The 14,549-nt window shown below is 70.1% G+C and carries 14 protein-coding genes; 11 read left to right on the top strand and 3 right to left on the bottom strand.

What is annotated here, in order from left to right; genetic code table 11:
- Nucleotides 1–4 precede the first annotated feature (4 nt).
- From AB0C30_RS05480 to araA, 7 genes are all read left to right on the top strand, one after another.
- Nucleotides 5–970 (top strand): ABC transporter substrate-binding protein, encoded by a 966-nt coding sequence (locus AB0C30_RS05480; RefSeq protein WP_357939916.1) that lies wholly within the window; start codon nucleotides 5–7, stop codon nucleotides 968–970.
- Between the two features lie 67 nt (nucleotides 971–1,037).
- Nucleotides 1,038–2,561, top strand: coding sequence for a sugar ABC transporter ATP-binding protein (locus AB0C30_RS05485; RefSeq protein WP_357939918.1), 1,524 nt, complete (start codon nucleotides 1,038–1,040; stop codon nucleotides 2,559–2,561).
- Nucleotides 2,558–3,571, top strand: coding sequence for an ABC transporter permease (locus AB0C30_RS05490; protein WP_357939920.1), 1,014 nt, complete (start codon nucleotides 2,558–2,560; stop codon nucleotides 3,569–3,571). The genes AB0C30_RS05485 and AB0C30_RS05490 overlap by 4 nt, the downstream gene beginning before the upstream one ends.
- Nucleotides 3,568–4,551, top strand: coding sequence for a galactofuranose ABC transporter, permease protein YjfF (gene yjfF, locus AB0C30_RS05495; protein ID WP_357939922.1), 984 nt, complete (start codon nucleotides 3,568–3,570; stop codon nucleotides 4,549–4,551). The genes AB0C30_RS05490 and yjfF overlap by 4 nt, the downstream gene beginning before the upstream one ends.
- A 42-nt stretch (nucleotides 4,552–4,593) precedes the next feature.
- Nucleotides 4,594–6,246: a ribulokinase gene (gene araB, locus AB0C30_RS05500; RefSeq protein WP_357939925.1), complete on the top strand. Its 1,653-nt coding sequence runs from the start codon at nucleotides 4,594–4,596 to the stop codon at nucleotides 6,244–6,246.
- Entirely contained in the window at nucleotides 6,243–6,905 is a 663-nt protein-coding gene (locus AB0C30_RS05505) for an L-ribulose-5-phosphate 4-epimerase (RefSeq protein ID WP_357939927.1), read from the top strand. Before araB ends, AB0C30_RS05505 begins: the two co-directional genes overlap by 4 nt.
- Nucleotides 6,902–8,356: an L-arabinose isomerase gene (gene araA, locus AB0C30_RS05510; RefSeq protein WP_357939929.1), complete on the top strand. Its 1,455-nt coding sequence runs from the start codon at nucleotides 6,902–6,904 to the stop codon at nucleotides 8,354–8,356. The genes AB0C30_RS05505 and araA overlap by 4 nt, the downstream gene beginning before the upstream one ends.
- Here the strand turns inward: araA and AB0C30_RS05515 are convergent.
- Nucleotides 8,353–8,706: a PLD nuclease N-terminal domain-containing protein gene (locus tag AB0C30_RS05515; RefSeq protein ID WP_357939931.1), complete on the bottom strand. Its 354-nt coding sequence runs from the start codon at nucleotides 8,704–8,706 to the stop codon at nucleotides 8,353–8,355. The two genes, araA and AB0C30_RS05515, sit on opposite strands and share 4 nt — an antisense overlap.
- A 151-nt stretch (nucleotides 8,707–8,857) precedes the next feature.
- On the opposite strand from AB0C30_RS05515, the gene AB0C30_RS05520 reads away from it, so the two are divergent.
- Both AB0C30_RS05520 and AB0C30_RS05525 read left to right on the top strand, forming a co-directional pair.
- Nucleotides 8,858–10,021, top strand: coding sequence for an FAD-binding protein (locus AB0C30_RS05520; protein WP_357939933.1), 1,164 nt, complete (start codon nucleotides 8,858–8,860; stop codon nucleotides 10,019–10,021).
- Between the two features lie 36 nt (nucleotides 10,022–10,057).
- A complete protein-coding gene (locus tag AB0C30_RS05525; RefSeq protein ID WP_357939935.1) occupies nucleotides 10,058–10,450 on the top strand; it encodes a DUF3224 domain-containing protein in 393 nt (130 codons plus the stop codon).
- Here AB0C30_RS05525 and AB0C30_RS05530 read toward each other — a convergent pair.
- Nucleotides 10,438–11,412: a hypothetical protein gene (locus AB0C30_RS05530; protein WP_357939937.1), complete on the bottom strand. Its 975-nt coding sequence runs from the start codon at nucleotides 11,410–11,412 to the stop codon at nucleotides 10,438–10,440. The genes AB0C30_RS05525 and AB0C30_RS05530 overlap by 13 nt on opposite strands.
- A 130-nt stretch (nucleotides 11,413–11,542) precedes the next feature.
- On the opposite strand from AB0C30_RS05530, the gene AB0C30_RS05535 reads away from it, so the two are divergent.
- A complete protein-coding gene (locus tag AB0C30_RS05535; RefSeq protein WP_357939939.1) occupies nucleotides 11,543–13,081 on the top strand; it encodes a carboxyl transferase domain-containing protein in 1,539 nt (512 codons plus the stop codon).
- 123 nt (nucleotides 13,082–13,204) lie between these two features.
- On the opposite strand, the gene AB0C30_RS05540 is transcribed toward AB0C30_RS05535, so the two are convergent.
- Nucleotides 13,205–13,894: an SDR family NAD(P)-dependent oxidoreductase gene (locus AB0C30_RS05540; RefSeq protein ID WP_357939941.1), complete on the bottom strand. Its 690-nt coding sequence runs from the start codon at nucleotides 13,892–13,894 to the stop codon at nucleotides 13,205–13,207.
- 80 nt (nucleotides 13,895–13,974) lie between these two features.
- On the opposite strand from AB0C30_RS05540, the gene AB0C30_RS05545 reads away from it, so the two are divergent.
- Nucleotides 13,975–14,508 carry a helix-turn-helix domain-containing protein gene (locus AB0C30_RS05545; protein ID WP_357939943.1) on the top strand — a complete coding sequence of 178 codons (534 nt, stop codon included), beginning with the start codon at nucleotides 13,975–13,977 and terminating at the stop codon, nucleotides 14,506–14,508.
- The last annotated feature ends 41 nt before the right edge of the window (nucleotides 14,509–14,549 follow it).

Raw genomic sequence — 14,549 nt, forward strand, 5'->3', positions numbered from 1 at the left:
CCACGTGTTGAAGAGGATCTCGGTGTTGATGCTCGCCGGGTTCACCGCCATGGCGGTGGCCGGATGCGGCAGTGGCGGCGGCGGTGGCGGTGGCGCGATCACCATGGGCTTCTCGCAGGTCGGCGCGGAGAGCGGCTGGCGCACCGCGAACACCAAGTCGGTGCAGGACTCGGCCAAGTCAGCCGGGATCACCCTGAAGTTCTCGGACGCCCAGCAGAAGCAGGAGAACCAGATCAAGGCGATCCGCTCCTACATCCAGCAGAAGGTGGACGTCATCGCCTTCTCGCCGGTGGTGGAGTCGGGCTGGGACACCGTGCTCAAGGAGGCCAAGGACGCGAAGATCCCGGTGATCCTCACCGACCGGGCCGTGGACTCCAAGGACACCTCGCTCTACAAGACCTTCCTCGGCTCGGACTTCATCGAAGAGGGCCGCAAGGCCGGCAAGTGGCTGGTGGACGAGTACAAGAGCAGCACCGACCCGGTCAAGATCGTCGAGCTGCAGGGCACCACGGGCTCGGCGCCGGCCAACGACCGCAAGGCGGGCTTCCAGGAGGTCATCAAGGCCGAGCCCAAGTTCCAGATCGTCGCCTCGCAGACCGGCGACTTCACCCGGGCCAAGGGCAAGGAGGTCATGGAGGCCTTCCTGAAGTCCACTCCGGACATCGACGTGCTTTACGCGCACAATGACGACATGGGGCTGGGTGCGATCGAGGCCATCGAGGGCGCGGGCAAGGTGCCCGGCAAGGACATCAAGATCATCACGGTCGACGCCGTCAAGGACGGCATGCAGGCCCTCGCCGACGGAAAGATCAACTACATCGTCGAGTGCTCCCCGCTGCTCGGCCCGCAGCTGATGGACCTGGCCAAGAAGGTCGTCAAGAACGAGACCGTGCCGACCCGCGTGATCACGCAGGAGACGGCGTTCAACCAGGAGCAGGCCAAGGCCGCTCTGCCCAACCGCCAGTACTGACCGCCGACCGGGCCGGCCCTCGCGGGCCGGCCCACCCATACGAGCAAGAGGGAGGAGAGGGGCGCCGATGGCCGTACCCGCGCCGATCCTGCTGATGAGCGGAATCGGCAAACAGTTCCCCGGCGTGAAGGCTCTCGACGGCGTGGACCTGCGACTGCTGCCGGGCGAGGTGCACGCGCTCATGGGCGAGAACGGCGCGGGCAAGTCCACCCTGATCAAGGTGCTGACCGGCGTCCACTCCATCGACGCCGGCTCCATCGAGTTGCTGGGCGAGCCCGTCGCGTTCGGCAGCCCGCTGGAGGCTCAAGGGGCCGGCATCAGCACGGTCTACCAGGAGGTCAACCTCTGCGCGAACCTCTCGGTCGCCGAGAACATCTTCGTCGGCCGCGAGCCCCGGCGCTGGGGCCGGATCGACTGGCCGCGAATGCGGGCCAGGGCCGCGGAGCTGCTGGCCCGGCTGGAGCTCGACCTCGACGTCTCGGCCCCCCTGTCGACCTACTCGCCGGCCATCCAGCAGATGGTGGCCATCGCGCGGGCCATCGACATCGAGGCCCGGGTGCTGATCCTCGACGAGCCGACCTCCAGCCTCGACGCGAGCGAGGTCGAACAGCTCTTCCGCGTGATGCGCACCCTCAAGGAGGAGGGCATCGCGATCCTGTTCGTCTCGCACTTCCTCGACCAGGTCTACGAGATCTCCGATCGGATGACGATCCTGCGCAACGGGCGGCTGGTGGGCGAATACCTCACCGCGGAGCTCAGCCAGGTCGAGCTGGTCGCCAAGATGATCGGCCAGGAGCTCGCCGCCCTGGAGAAGCTGCACGGCGAGGCCAAGGTGTTCGACCGGCCGCTGCTGGAGGCGCGCGGGCTGGGCCGGGCCGGGGCCATCGAGCCGTTCACGCTGACCGTCCATGAGGGCGAGGTCGTGGGGCTGGCCGGGCTGCTGGGCTCGGGCCGTACGGAGGTCGCGCGGCTGCTGTTCGGCGCCGACCACGCGAGCGCCGGTGAGGTGACCATCGAGGGCGCGCCCGTCTCGTTGCGCACGCCGCGCGTCGCGATGAACCACCGGATCGCGTTCTGCTCGGAGAACCGCAAGTCGGACGGGCTGATCCCCGACCTCACGCTCCGGGAGAACATCATCCTGGCCCTGCAGGCCACCAGGGGCTGGACCAGGCCGGTCCCGCGTGAGCAGCAGGACGAGCTGGTCGGCAAGTACATCTCCGCGCTGAAGATCAGCCCGGCCAACCCGGAGCACCTCGTACGCGACCTCAGCGGCGGCAACCAGCAGAAGGTGCTGCTGGCCAGGTGGCTGATCCTGGAGCCCAGACTGCTCATCCTCGACGAGCCCACGCGCGGCATCGACATCGGCGCGAAGACCGAGATCCAGCGCCTGGTCGCCCAGCTCTCCGACGGCGGCATGGCGGTGCTGTTCATCTCCGCCGAGCTGGAGGAGGTGCTGCGGCTCAGCCACAAGGTCGGCGTCCTGCGCGACCGCAGGCTGGTCGCCGAGCTGCCCAACGACGACGACCTCACCACGGACGTGCTCATGGAGACCATCGCAAGTGGCGGCGCGGGCGGAGGGCGAGCGGAATGAGACGCCTGCTCTGGCCGGTCGTCATCCTGGCCCTGCTGCTCCTCGTCAACGTGTTCTTCACCGCGAACTTCTTCTCGATCCAGATGCGCGACGGCCACCTCTACGGCAGCCTGATCGACATCCTGCGGTTCGGCGCCCCGCTCATCCTGGTCTCACTCGGGATGACGCTGGTCATCGCGACCGGCGGCATCGACCTGTCGGTCGGCTCGGTGGTGGCGATCGCGGGGGCGCTGGCCTGCCTGCAGATCAGCGACGACGCCGGCGTGTTCACCGCCGTGGCGCTGGCGCTCGGCCTGTCGGTGCTGCTCGGGGCGTGGAACGGCCTGCTCGTCGCGGTCGTCGGCATTCAGCCGATCATCGCCACGCTGATCCTCATGGTGGCCGGGCGCGGCCTGGCCCAGCTGATCACCGGCGGGCAGATCATCACCGTCAACAGCCCCTCGTACAAGGTCATCGGCGGCGGCTACTGGCTGACCGTGCCCTTCGGCATCCTGCTGGTCGTGGTGGTCCTGGCGATCACCGTCTTTCTCACCCGCAGGCTGGCCCTGGGCATGCTGATCGAGTCGGTCGGCGGCAACGCCGAGGCCAGCAGGCTCGCCGGGATCCGTTCGCGCGGCATCATCATCATGGTCTACGCCTTCGCCGCGCTCTGCGCGGGCGTCGCCGGGCTGATGATCAGCTCGAACGTGTCCAGCGCCGACGGCAACAACGCCGGCCTCTGGGTCGAGCTCGACGCCATCCTGGCCGTGGTCATCGGCGGCACCTCGCTGTCGGGCGGGCGCTTCTCGCTCGGCGGCACCGTGCTCGGCGCGCTGATCATCCAGACGCTGACCACGACCATCTACTCCATCGGCGTGCCGCCGGAGACCACGCTGCTGTTCAAGGCGCTCGTGGTGACCGCGGTCTGTCTCATCCAGTCGAAGTCGTTCCGCGAGAAGGTGTTCGGCCGTCGCCGCCGAGCCGTGCCGCCCAGCCCGGCGGCCGAGGAGAAGGTCAGGGTGACGGCATGACGACCGTGACGCTCAACGGCCTCAGGACGATCCCGGCCAAGTACGTGCCGGTCCTGGTGACCGCCGGCCTGTTCGTGGCGATGTTCGTCGCGGGCGGCATCCGCTACGAGGGGTTCGCCAGCGGGCAGGTGATTCTCAACGTCTTCATCGACAACGCCTTCTTGCTGGTCGTGGCCGTCGGCATGACGTTCGTGATCCTGACCGGGGGGATCGACCTGTCGGTCGGCTCGGTGGTCGCGCTGTCCACCATGATCTCGGCGAGCCTGATGAAGGGGCCCGGGTGGCCGCCGTACCTGGTGATCCCGCTGGTGCTGCTCATCGGCGCCGCGCTGGGGCTGGTGATGGGATACATCATCCACGCCTTCGACATCCAGCCGTTCATCGTCACGCTGGCCGGGATGTTCCTGGCCAGAGGGCTGTGCTACACGATCGGCACCGACTCGATCCCCATCGAGGACCCGACGTTCACGGCGTTCGCGCAGACCAGGATCGACCTGTTCGCCGGTCTGTGGATCTCGCCGAGTGTGATCATCGCTGCCGTTGTGGTGCTCGTGGCGGCGTACGTGCTGCACTACACGCGCCTGGGCCGCGCCGTCTACGCCACCGGGGGCAGTGAGCAGTCCGCGCTGCTGATGGGCCTGCCCGTGGCCCGGACGAAGATCACGGTCTACACGGTCAGCGGGTTCTGCTCGGCGCTCGGCGGGGTGCTGCTGTCGTTCTACATGCTCTCAGGGTACGGGCTGCACGCCGTCGGCATGGAGCTCGACGCGATCGCGGCCGTCGTGATCGGCGGCACACTGCTGACCGGCGGCTCGGGGTTCCTGCTCGGCACCGTGCTGGGCGTGCTCGTGCTGGGCCTGATCCAGACGGTCATCAGCTTCGAGGGCACGCTCAGCTCGTGGTGGACCAAGATATTCATCGGACTTCTGCTCTTCGTCTTCATCCTGCTCCAGCGTCTATTCTCGGCGCGCCGGACCTGACCTCCGGCACGGCCTCCGCCGTACCGGATCAAGGGAGATTGTGTGAACGCTAACAACAACAACACATACGTGATCGGTGTCGACTTCGGCACGCTGTCCGGCCGCGCCGTGGTGGTGCGGGTCGGCGACGGCGCCGAGGTCGGCACCGCCGTGCACGAGTACGCCCACCGCGTCATCGAAGACCGGCTGCCCGGCTCAGAGGTCCGGCTGGGACCCGACTGGGCGCTGCAGTCCCCGCAGGACTGGCTGGACGTGCTGCGTACCGCCGTGCCCGAGGCCGTGGCCGCGGCCGGGATCGACCCGGCCCAGGTCGTCGGGCTCGGCACCGACTTCACCGCGTGCACGGTGCTGCCGACCACCGGCGACGGCACGCCGCTCTGCTTCCAGACGCCCGAGCGGCCGCACGCCTGGCCCAAGCTGTGGAAGCACCACGCGGCGCAGGCGCACGCCGACCGGATCAACGAGCTGGCTGCGCGGCGCGGGGAGAGCTGGCTGCCGCGCTACGGCGGCAAGATCTCCTCGGAGTGGGAGTTCGCCAAGGGCCTGCAGGTGCTCGAAGAGGACCCGGAGACCTACGGGCGGGCCGAGCGGTGGATCGAGGCCGCCGACTGGATCATCTGGCAGCTCACCGGGGTCGAGACCCGCAACGTCTGCACCGCCGGATACAAAGGGATTTTTCAGGATGGGGGCTATCCGTCCGAGGACTTCCTCGCCGCCCTCAACCCCGGCTTCTCCGGGTTTGCCGGCAAGCTGGGGCATGAGCTGTCTCCGCTGGGCGGGCTCGCCGGGCGGCTGACCGCGCAGGCCGCCGAGTGGACCAAACTGCCCGAGGGCATCGCCATCGCCGTCGGCAACGTCGACGCGCACGTCACCTCCGCCGCGGCCGACGCCGTCCGGCCCGGCCAGATGGTCGCCATCATGGGCACCTCCACCTGTCACGTGATGCCCTCCGACCAGCTGGCCGAGGTGCCCGGCATGTGCGGGGTGGTCCGTGACGGGATCGTGCCGGGGCTGTGGGGATACGAGGCGGGACAGTCGGGCGTGGGCGACATCTTCGCCTGGTTCGTCGACAACGCCGTGCCCGCCTCGTACGCGCGGCTCGCGGCCGACCGGGGGCAGTCGGTGCACGACTACCTGACCGAGCTGGCCGCCGGGCAGCGGGTCGGGCAGCACGGCCTGGTCGCGCTCGACTGGCACAACGGCAACCGCTCGGTGCTGGTCGACCACGACCTGTCCGGCGTGGTCGTCGGCCAGACCCTGGCCACCAAGCCCGAGGACGTCTACCGCGCGCTCATCGAGGCCACCGCGTTCGGCGCCCGGGTGATCGTCGAGACGTTCGAGGCGTCGGGCGTGCCGGTGGCGGAGTTCGTGGTGGCCGGCGGCCTGCTGAAGAACCGCTTCCTCATGCAGGTCTACGCCGACGTGCTGCGCCGCCCGCTCTCGATCATCGACTCCGAGCAGGGCCCCGCGCTCGGCTCGGCGATCCACGCGGCCGTCGCGGCGGGCGCGTACGACGACATCCAGCAGGCCGCGGCCGTGATGGGCGCGCGGCAGGAGAACGCCTACGTGCCCGACGCGGACCGGGCCGACGCCTACGACCGGCTCTACGCCGAATACCGCAAGCTGCACGACTACTTCGGGGATGGACGAATGCTGCACACGCTACGCGCGATCAGGAACGAGGCCCGCTCATGACCGAGGCCATGCGGAAGACGGTCTGTGACCTGCACGCCGAGCTGGTGCGCAACAACCTGGTCGTCTGGACCGCCGGGAACGTCTCCGGCCGGGTCCCCGGTGAGGACCTGTTCGTCATCAAGCCGTCCGGCGTCACCTACGACGAGCTGACGCCGCAGAACATGGTCGTCTGCGACCTCGACGGCAACCTGGTGGCCGGCGAGCACGCGCCGTCCAGCGACACCGCCGCGCACGCCTACGTCTATCGCAACATGCCCGAGGTGAACGGGGTGGTGCACACCCACTCCACCTACGCCTCCGCCTGGGCGGCGCGCGGCGAGGCCATCCCGTGCGTGCTGACCGCCATGGCCGACGAGTTCGGCGGCGAGATCCCGGTCGGGCCGTTCGCGCTTATCGGCGACGACTCCATCGGCCAGGGCATCGTGAAGACGCTCAAGGGGCACCGCTCGCGGGCCGTGCTGATGCAGAACCACGGCGTCTTCAGCATCGGTCCGAGCCCCAAAGCCGCGGTCAAGGCCGCTGTGATGTGCGAGGACGTCGCCCGTACCGTGCACGTGGCCAAGCAGCTCGGCGAGCCGCTGGCCATCGCCCAGGACGACATCGACCGCCTGTACGACCGCTATCAGAACGTCTACGGACAACAGAGGAGCCCGCGTTGAAGATCTGGTTTCTGACCGGCAGCCAGGGGCTGTACGGCGAGGACACGCTGCGCCAGGTCGCCGAGCAGTCGCAGCGAATCGCCGCGGCGCTCCCGGTGCCCGTCGAGTGGAAGCCCGTGCTCACCGACGCGGCCGCGATCAGGCGGGTGATGCTGGAGGCCAACGCCGACGACTCGTGCGCCGGCGTGATCGCCTGGATGCACACCTTCTCCCCCGCCAAGATGTGGATCGCCGGGCTGGACACGCTGCGCAAGCCGCTGCTGCACCTGCACACGCAGGCCAACGTTGAGCTGCCGTGGAGCTCCATCGACATGGACTTCATGAACCTCAACCAGGCCGCGCACGGCGACCGCGAGTTCGGCCACATACAGACCCGGCTGGGCGTGCCGCGCAAGACCGTGGCCGGGCACGTCAGTGACCCGTTCGTGGCCGACCGGGTGCTCGCCTGGTCGCGGGCGGCGGCGGGCCTGGCGGAGGTGCGTACGCTCAAGCTCGCCAGGTTCGGCGACAACATGCGCGACGTCGCCGTCACCGAGGGCGACAAGGTCGAGGCGCAGCTCCGCTTCGGCGTCTCGGTCAACACCTACGGCGTCAACGAGCTGGTCGAGGCCGTGGACGCCGCCTCCGAGGCAGACGTGACGGCGCTGGTCAAGGAGTACGCCGAGCTCTACCGGGTGGCGCCGGAGCTGCTGGGCGAGCGGAACGACTCGCTGCGCTACGCCGCCAGGATCGAGCTGGGCCTGCGCGGCTTCCTGGAGGCGGGCGGGTTCCGCGCGTTCACCACGAACTTCGAGGACCTCGGCGGGCTGCGCCAGCTCCCCGGGCTGGCCGTGCAGCGGCTGATGGCCGACGGGTACGGCTTCGGCGGCGAGGGCGACTGGAAGACCTCGGTGCTGCTGCGCACGCTCAAGGCCATGGCGCCCGGCGGCACCTCGTTCATGGAGGACTACACCTACAACATGACGCCGGGCGAGGAGCTCATCCTCGGCGCGCACATGCTGGAGGTCTGCCCGTCGATCGCCACGGGCACCCCGTCGTGCGAGATCCACCCGCTGGGCATCGGTGGCCGGGAGGACCCGGTGCGGCTGGTGTTCGACGCCGAGCCGGGTCCCGGCGTCGTCATCGGGCTCGCCGACATGGGGGACCGGTTCCGGCTGGTGGCCAACGAGATCGACATCGTCGCGCCGCCGCACCCGCTGCCCAACCTGCCGGTGGCGCGCGCGGTCTGGCGGCCCCGGCCGAACCTGCGTACCTCCGCCGAGGCGTGGCTGACCGCGGGCGCGCCGCACCACACCGTGCTCTCGACGGCCGTGGGCACCGAGGAGCTGACCGACCTGGCCGACATGCTCGGGGTCGAGCTGCTGGTCATCGACGCGGACACGACGGCTCGGGGGTTCGCCAAGGAGCTGCGCTGGAACCAGGCGTACTACCGGCTGGCGCAGGGCTTCTAGTCGCCCTTGGGGGTGTCGTCAGGCGGCTTCGGGGCGTTCCTGCGTTGTTCCTCTGCCCGCTCGCGGAGGCGGCGCAGGAACTCCTCGTCGTCGTCGGGGTTGCTCGCGGTCGCGCGCCCCGGCCGGTCGTACTCGGGGTACCCGGTCGGCCGCGCCGGCGGGAGCGCCTGCGGGCGCCCGGCCACCAGCCAGATGATGGAGCCGACCAGCGGGAACAGCAGGACGATGAGCACCCAGAGGATCTTCGGCAGGTTGCGGCACGCCTCTTCCGGCGTGGTGATCGCGTCGAAGAGGCAGTACAGCCAGAGCACGAGCGTGGCCAGGCCGAGGGCCTCGGACAGGTAGAGCACGGAATTCTCCTCGGCGGCGCCCAGAGCGCCTTTGTCGTCGGCGCTTTCGTCGGCGGCACCCGAAACTAGCGCCCCCTCGCGGCGCTGACAAGAGCTATGGAACTGTAGGGCAGTGACGTTGAAGAATTGGGCGGGAAACATCGCCTTTCAGATGAAAAACGTGCATCATCCCTCCGCCCTCGACGAGCTCCAGAGCCTTGTCGCCGGCACCACCTCCATCCGGGCGTTAGGCAGTGGCCACTCCTTCAACGACGTCGCCGACTCGACGGGTGACCTGGTCGCCCTGGACCGCCTGCCGTACGAGATCGAGATCGACAGCGCCGCGGCGCGCGTGCGGGTCGGTGGGCGGGTGACGTACGCGGAGCTCGCGCCCGTGCTGCACGCGAGCGGTTTCGCGCTCGGCAACCTGGCCTCGCTGCCGCACATCTCGGTGGCGGGTTCGGTCGCGACCGGCACGCACGGCTCCGGCGGCGGCAACCAGAGCCTGTCGGCGGCCGTTTCGGCGCTGGACCTCGTCACCGCCGACGGCTCCCTGATCACCCTCGCGCGGGGTGAGGCCGACTTCCCCGGCGCGGTCGTGGCGCTCGGCGCGCTCGGCGTCGTCACCTCGGTCACGCTCGACCTCGTGCCCGCCTTCGAGCTGCGCCAGTACGTCCGGGAGGGGCTGCCCGACGACTTCGACTTCGAGGCCGTCATGTCGGCCGGCTACAGCGTCAGCCTGTTCACCAACTGGCTGGCGACCACCGTGTGGCTCAAGCGCCGCAGCGAGCTGCCCCCCGGCGACTGGCACGGCACCCGCGCGGCCGACGGGCCCCGCCACCCGGTGCCGGGCATGCCGGCCGGGAGCTGTACCGAACAGCTCGGCGTGCCGGGGGCGTGGCACGAGCGGCTGCCGCACTTCCGGGCCGACTCGCCGCCGAGCAGCGCGGGCGACGAGCTGCAGTCGGAGTTCCTGCTGCCCAGAGGGCGGGCGGCCGAGGCGCTGCGCGAGCTGCGGGCCATCGGCGACCGCCTCAGGCCGGTGCTGCAGATCTCCGAGGTGCGCACGATCGCCGCCGACGACCTGTGGCTCAGTCCGTATCTCGGCCGTGACACCGTGGGTGTGCACTTCACCTGGGTCAAGGACACCGAGGCGGTGCTCCCGGTGATCGAGCTGGTGGAGGAGCGGCTGGCGCCGTTCGATCCCCGGCCGCACTGGGGCAAGCTGTTCACCCGCTGGCCGTCATGCCCGGAGCGCTTCCGGGACCTGGTGGGGCGCTACGACCCGGCGGGCAAGTTCCGCAACGACTTCGTTGGGACGCTGCTGGATACCTGACCGGATCTGACAGGTATGACCCGCACCATGGGACGCATGACAGCCAAGGGAACCTTCGACACCGCCGACTGGACGCCCCAGCCTCCGTACGAGGAGGGCGACGGCGTGTCACTCGCCCACGTCACCCTGGGCAAGACCTTCCACGGCGACCTGACCGGCACCAGCACGGTCAGCATGATCATGGCGTTGACACCGGTAGAGGACTCCCGTGCGTACGTGGCGATGGAGCGGGTCGTGGGCACGTTGGCAGGCCGGTCGGGCAGCTTCGTCCTGCAGCACTTCGCGGTGGGCGACCGGGGCGAGCAGTCACTGCGCGTCTCGGTCGTCCCGGACTCCGGCACCGGCGGGCTGAGCGGTCTCAAGGGGGAGATGGACATCCTCATCGCTCCTGACGGCTCGCACTCGTACGTCTTCGACTACCGGCTCTGAGGAACATTGGCGTCCACGGCGACGCGGCGGGCGGCGAACGCGAGCAGGACCAGCGCGCCGAGGCCGAACACGATGTGGCTGACCAGGTTGATCAGGGGAGTCGCCGGCACGACCGGGCCGGAGAAGAAGGCATGCCACACGTAGGTCAGCAGGGCGCCGCCCGCCAGCGCCATCCGGTGCCTGCCGTCCCATCCGCGCCGGGCCGACCAGAACAGGGCCAGGGCCGTCATCCCCACCTCGACCCCGGCCAGCAGGGCGATCCCCAGGCCGACCTGGTCGCCCAGCAGGAGGTTCGGCGCCTCGAACAGCACGCCCGCCACCAGCGTCACCACAAGGACCAGCCAGGGCGCGGGCGCCTCGCCCGCCCGGTCAGCGTTGGTCCGGTGGGGCAGGCGGAAAGCCAGCACGACGAGGGCCGCCACGATCACCACGATCGACACCAGCTGCGGCACCGACGCCAGGAAGTGCCCGTTCATGTAGCTGAACACCGTCATCAGGGCCGCGCCCAGCACGGCCAGTACGGCAGTGACGGTCAGCCCGACCTTGCCGAGCCACGGCGTGGTGCGCCGCGCACCGGTCAGCTCCTCGACCAGGGCGATGGGCACGCTCATGCTCCACACGATGTGCAGCGCCAGCACGAACAGCGTCCACGGCACCCCGATCCCCAAGGCCGGGACGAACCCGGGATCGAGCAGCCGCTGACCGGCGTAGTCGGGGTTGAACAGCGACATCGTCATGATCCCTTCCTCGAACACGCCGTAGGCGAGGGACATGAGCACGATGCCCGGCCAGCCGATCCCCGCCCTGCGCGCCACCTCGCGGATCAGCAGCGCGGCGCCGCCGTACGTGGGGGCGAGCAGGACCAGGAAGTACAGCGAGGTGAGCGGGAAGTCGCCGAGCAGGAACTCGGCCACGAGCGGAGACAGGAGCACGAGCCCGAAGGCCGGCAGGATGCGTCGCATGAAACCGATGCTCCCGAGAACCGGGCACGACGGGAGGTGCCATCCATCCTGACCTCTCTATGACAATCGTCCTATTCGGCCCTTAGGTTCAAGGGATCGTTACCGATCAGCCGGTGAAGGGACGAACGCCGTGTGGGACCCCGAACTCGCCGAACTGGAACGCCGCAAGCGGCTGGCCGAGCGCATGGGAGGCGAGGAACGGGTCGCCCGCCAGCACGCGACCGGGCGGCTGACGATCCGCGAGCGCCTCGCCGCCCTCACCGACAGCTGGCGCGAGGTCGGCGCGCTGACCGGCCAGGCCGAGTACGGGAAGGACGGGCTGGAGAGCTTCACCCCGTCGAACGTGATCATCGGCAGGGCCGTGGTCGCCGGTCGGCGGGTGGTTGTGGCGGGCGACGACTTCACCGTGCGCGGCGGGGCCGCTGACGCCGCCATCCATGAGAAGCAGGTGCTGGCCGAGCGCATGGCGGGGGAGATGCGGGTCCCGCTGCTCAGGCTGATCGACGGGACCGGCGGCGGGGGCAGCGTCAAGCAGCTGGAGGATCTCGGGCGTACGTACGTACCGCACAACCCCGGCTGGGACCAGGTGGTGGCGAACCTGGGCCGGGTGCCGGTGATCGCGCTGGCCCTGGGTCCCGTCGCCGGGCTGGGCGCGGCCCGCCTGGTGACCTCGCACGTATCGATCATGGTCAAGGAGCTCTCCCAGGTGTTCGTCGCCGGGCCGGCCGTGGTGGAGGCCGGGATGGGGGAGCGGGTCGGCAAGGAGGAGCTGGGCGGGTGGCGGACCATTTCGGCGGCCGGGACCGTGGACCTGGTCGCCGAGTCGGAGGAGGAGGCGTTCGAGCTGGCCAGGCGGGTGCTGGGGTACCTGCCGCAGAGCGCGTGGCGGCTGCCGCCCGTGGCGAAATCTGATGATATTTCCGGCAGGGAGGCGTCGGAGCTGCGGGACATCGTGCCCAGGGACCGGCGCCGGCCGTACGACATGCGGCGGATCATGGACCTCGTCTTCGACACCGGGAGCGTGCTGGAACTCGGCAGGCGGTTCGCACCCTCCACGATCACCGCGCTCGCCCGCCTCGCCGGGCACCCGGTGGCCGTGCTGACCGCCGACCCGCGCGTCTACGGCGGCGGTATGACGGCGCAGGGCGCGGACAAGACGGCCAGGTTCGTGGACCTGGCCGAGACGTTCCACCTGCCGGTCGTCCACCTCGTGGACCAGCCCGGCTTCGTGATCGGCAGCGCCGCCGAGCGGGCCGGCACCATCAGGCACGGCGCCCGCGCGCTGGCCGCCGTCTACCAGTCGACCATCCCATGGGCGTCCGTGCTGGTCCGCCGCGTCTTCGGCGTCGCGGGCGCCGCGCACCGGCCCCACGACAGGTACGGCCTGCGGGTCGCCTGGCCGTCGGGTGACTGGGGCTCGCTGCCGATCGAGGGCGGGCTGGAGGTGGCCTTCAAACGCCTGCTCGCCGAGGCGGGGCCGGAGGCGGAGACGCTGAAGGCGGAGATCGCCGAGCGGCTGGAGGCGGTCAGATCACCGTTCAGGACGGCGGAGGCGTTCCTCGTCGAGGACATCATCGATCCGGCGCAGACGCGGCCGGTACTCACGGAGTGGGTCCACGACGCCTACGCCGTCCTCGACCCGGGCCCCCGACACACGACCCGCCCGTAACCGGACCTCTGGCACACGACCCGCCCGTAGCCGGACCTCTGGCACACGACTCGCCTGTTACCGGGCCTCCCGTCCGCCGCCTGCCCGTGACCGGGTCGGCGGGTCTTGGGCCCTGCGGTCTGGTCAGGGGGCCGGGGCGGTGCTCAGTTGGTTGATCGCGGCTTGGACCGTGGCCAGGTCGCCCAGGATCACCTCGTTGCGGTCGCGGTCGGTGTGCAGGCGCCAGTGGGTCTCGGCCACCGCCTCGGGGGAGGCCGGGGAGCCCGGGGCGACGGCGGCGCCGATGGGGACATGGCCCACATGGACGCCACGGTGTGACACCGCCTGCGCCAGGGCGAGGACGTAGTTGCGCAGCCCCGCCACGGCGATGCCGATGTTGCCCAGGAAGTCGATCGGGTGGACGGCCGAGATGCCCGAGGTGAACAGCAGCGTGCCGAAGCCGCGTTCGAGCATCCCGGGCAGCACCGCGCGGACCGCTGTGACCGCGCCCAGCACTGCTCCGTCGAAGGCGTCCAGCGCGCTCTCCCGCGTCACGTCCAGCGCGGAGGTGCGGGAGGCGGCGGTGCCGCCGCCGTTGTAGACGAGGACGTCGACCGGCCCCATGCCATCGAGGGCCGTCGTCAGCGAAGCGGGATCGGTCAGGTCGCCGGGATGCGCGGACGCCGTGACGCCTTCGTGGGCGAGCGTGCCGGTCAGCGCGGTGAGGCGCCCGGCGTCGCGGGCGGTCAGTGCCACATCGAAGCCTTCCCGGCCGAACCTGCGGGCCACGGCCAGGCCGATGCCGGGCCCCGCGCCGATGATCGCGATCTTCATGTCTGGCTCCTTAAGTCGAGGGTGGCCCTCAGGTTAGCAGGAAAGTGAGGGTATGCCTCGACTTCTGTAGGATGGCCGGTGTGATTCGCCGCGACGCCCAGCGCAACCGTGAGGCCTTGGTCACGGCGGCCCGTGAGGTGCTGGCCGAGCGGGGCGTGGACGCGCCGCTGGAGGCCGTGGCCAGGCGGGCAGGCGTCGCGATCGGCACCCTCTACCGGCACTTCCCCGAGCGCGGCGATCTGGTCGACGCGATTCTCGACGAGAAGATGGCGGCCTGGAGCGACCTGGCCCGCGAGTCGCTCGCCGCCGACGACCCGTGGCTTGGGCTGGCGGGTTTCCTGGAGCGCACCTGCGAGCTGCAGGCCGCCGACCAAGCCTTCACCGAGCTGGCCTGCGCGTCCCACCAGGACGACCAGGCCGAGATCAATCAGCTGATCCGCCGGCTGGTGGAGCGGGCGCAGGCGGCGGGGGTGCTGCGGCTCGACGTCGGCCCGCTTGATCTGGCGTTCTTCATCATGGCCAACTCGCGCGTGGCGCAGGCCGACGCGAGCCGGTGGCGGCGCCACTTCACGCTCATGCTCGACGCCTTGAGACCCGCGCCGCCGGTCGGTTAGAGCTCCTCGGGGAAGTCGGTCTTCGCGTTGAGCGACGGCGC

This window comes from Nonomuraea sp. NPDC048901 (genome assembly GCF_040649695.1).
Lineage (GTDB): Bacteria > Actinomycetota > Actinomycetes > Streptosporangiales > Streptosporangiaceae > Nonomuraea.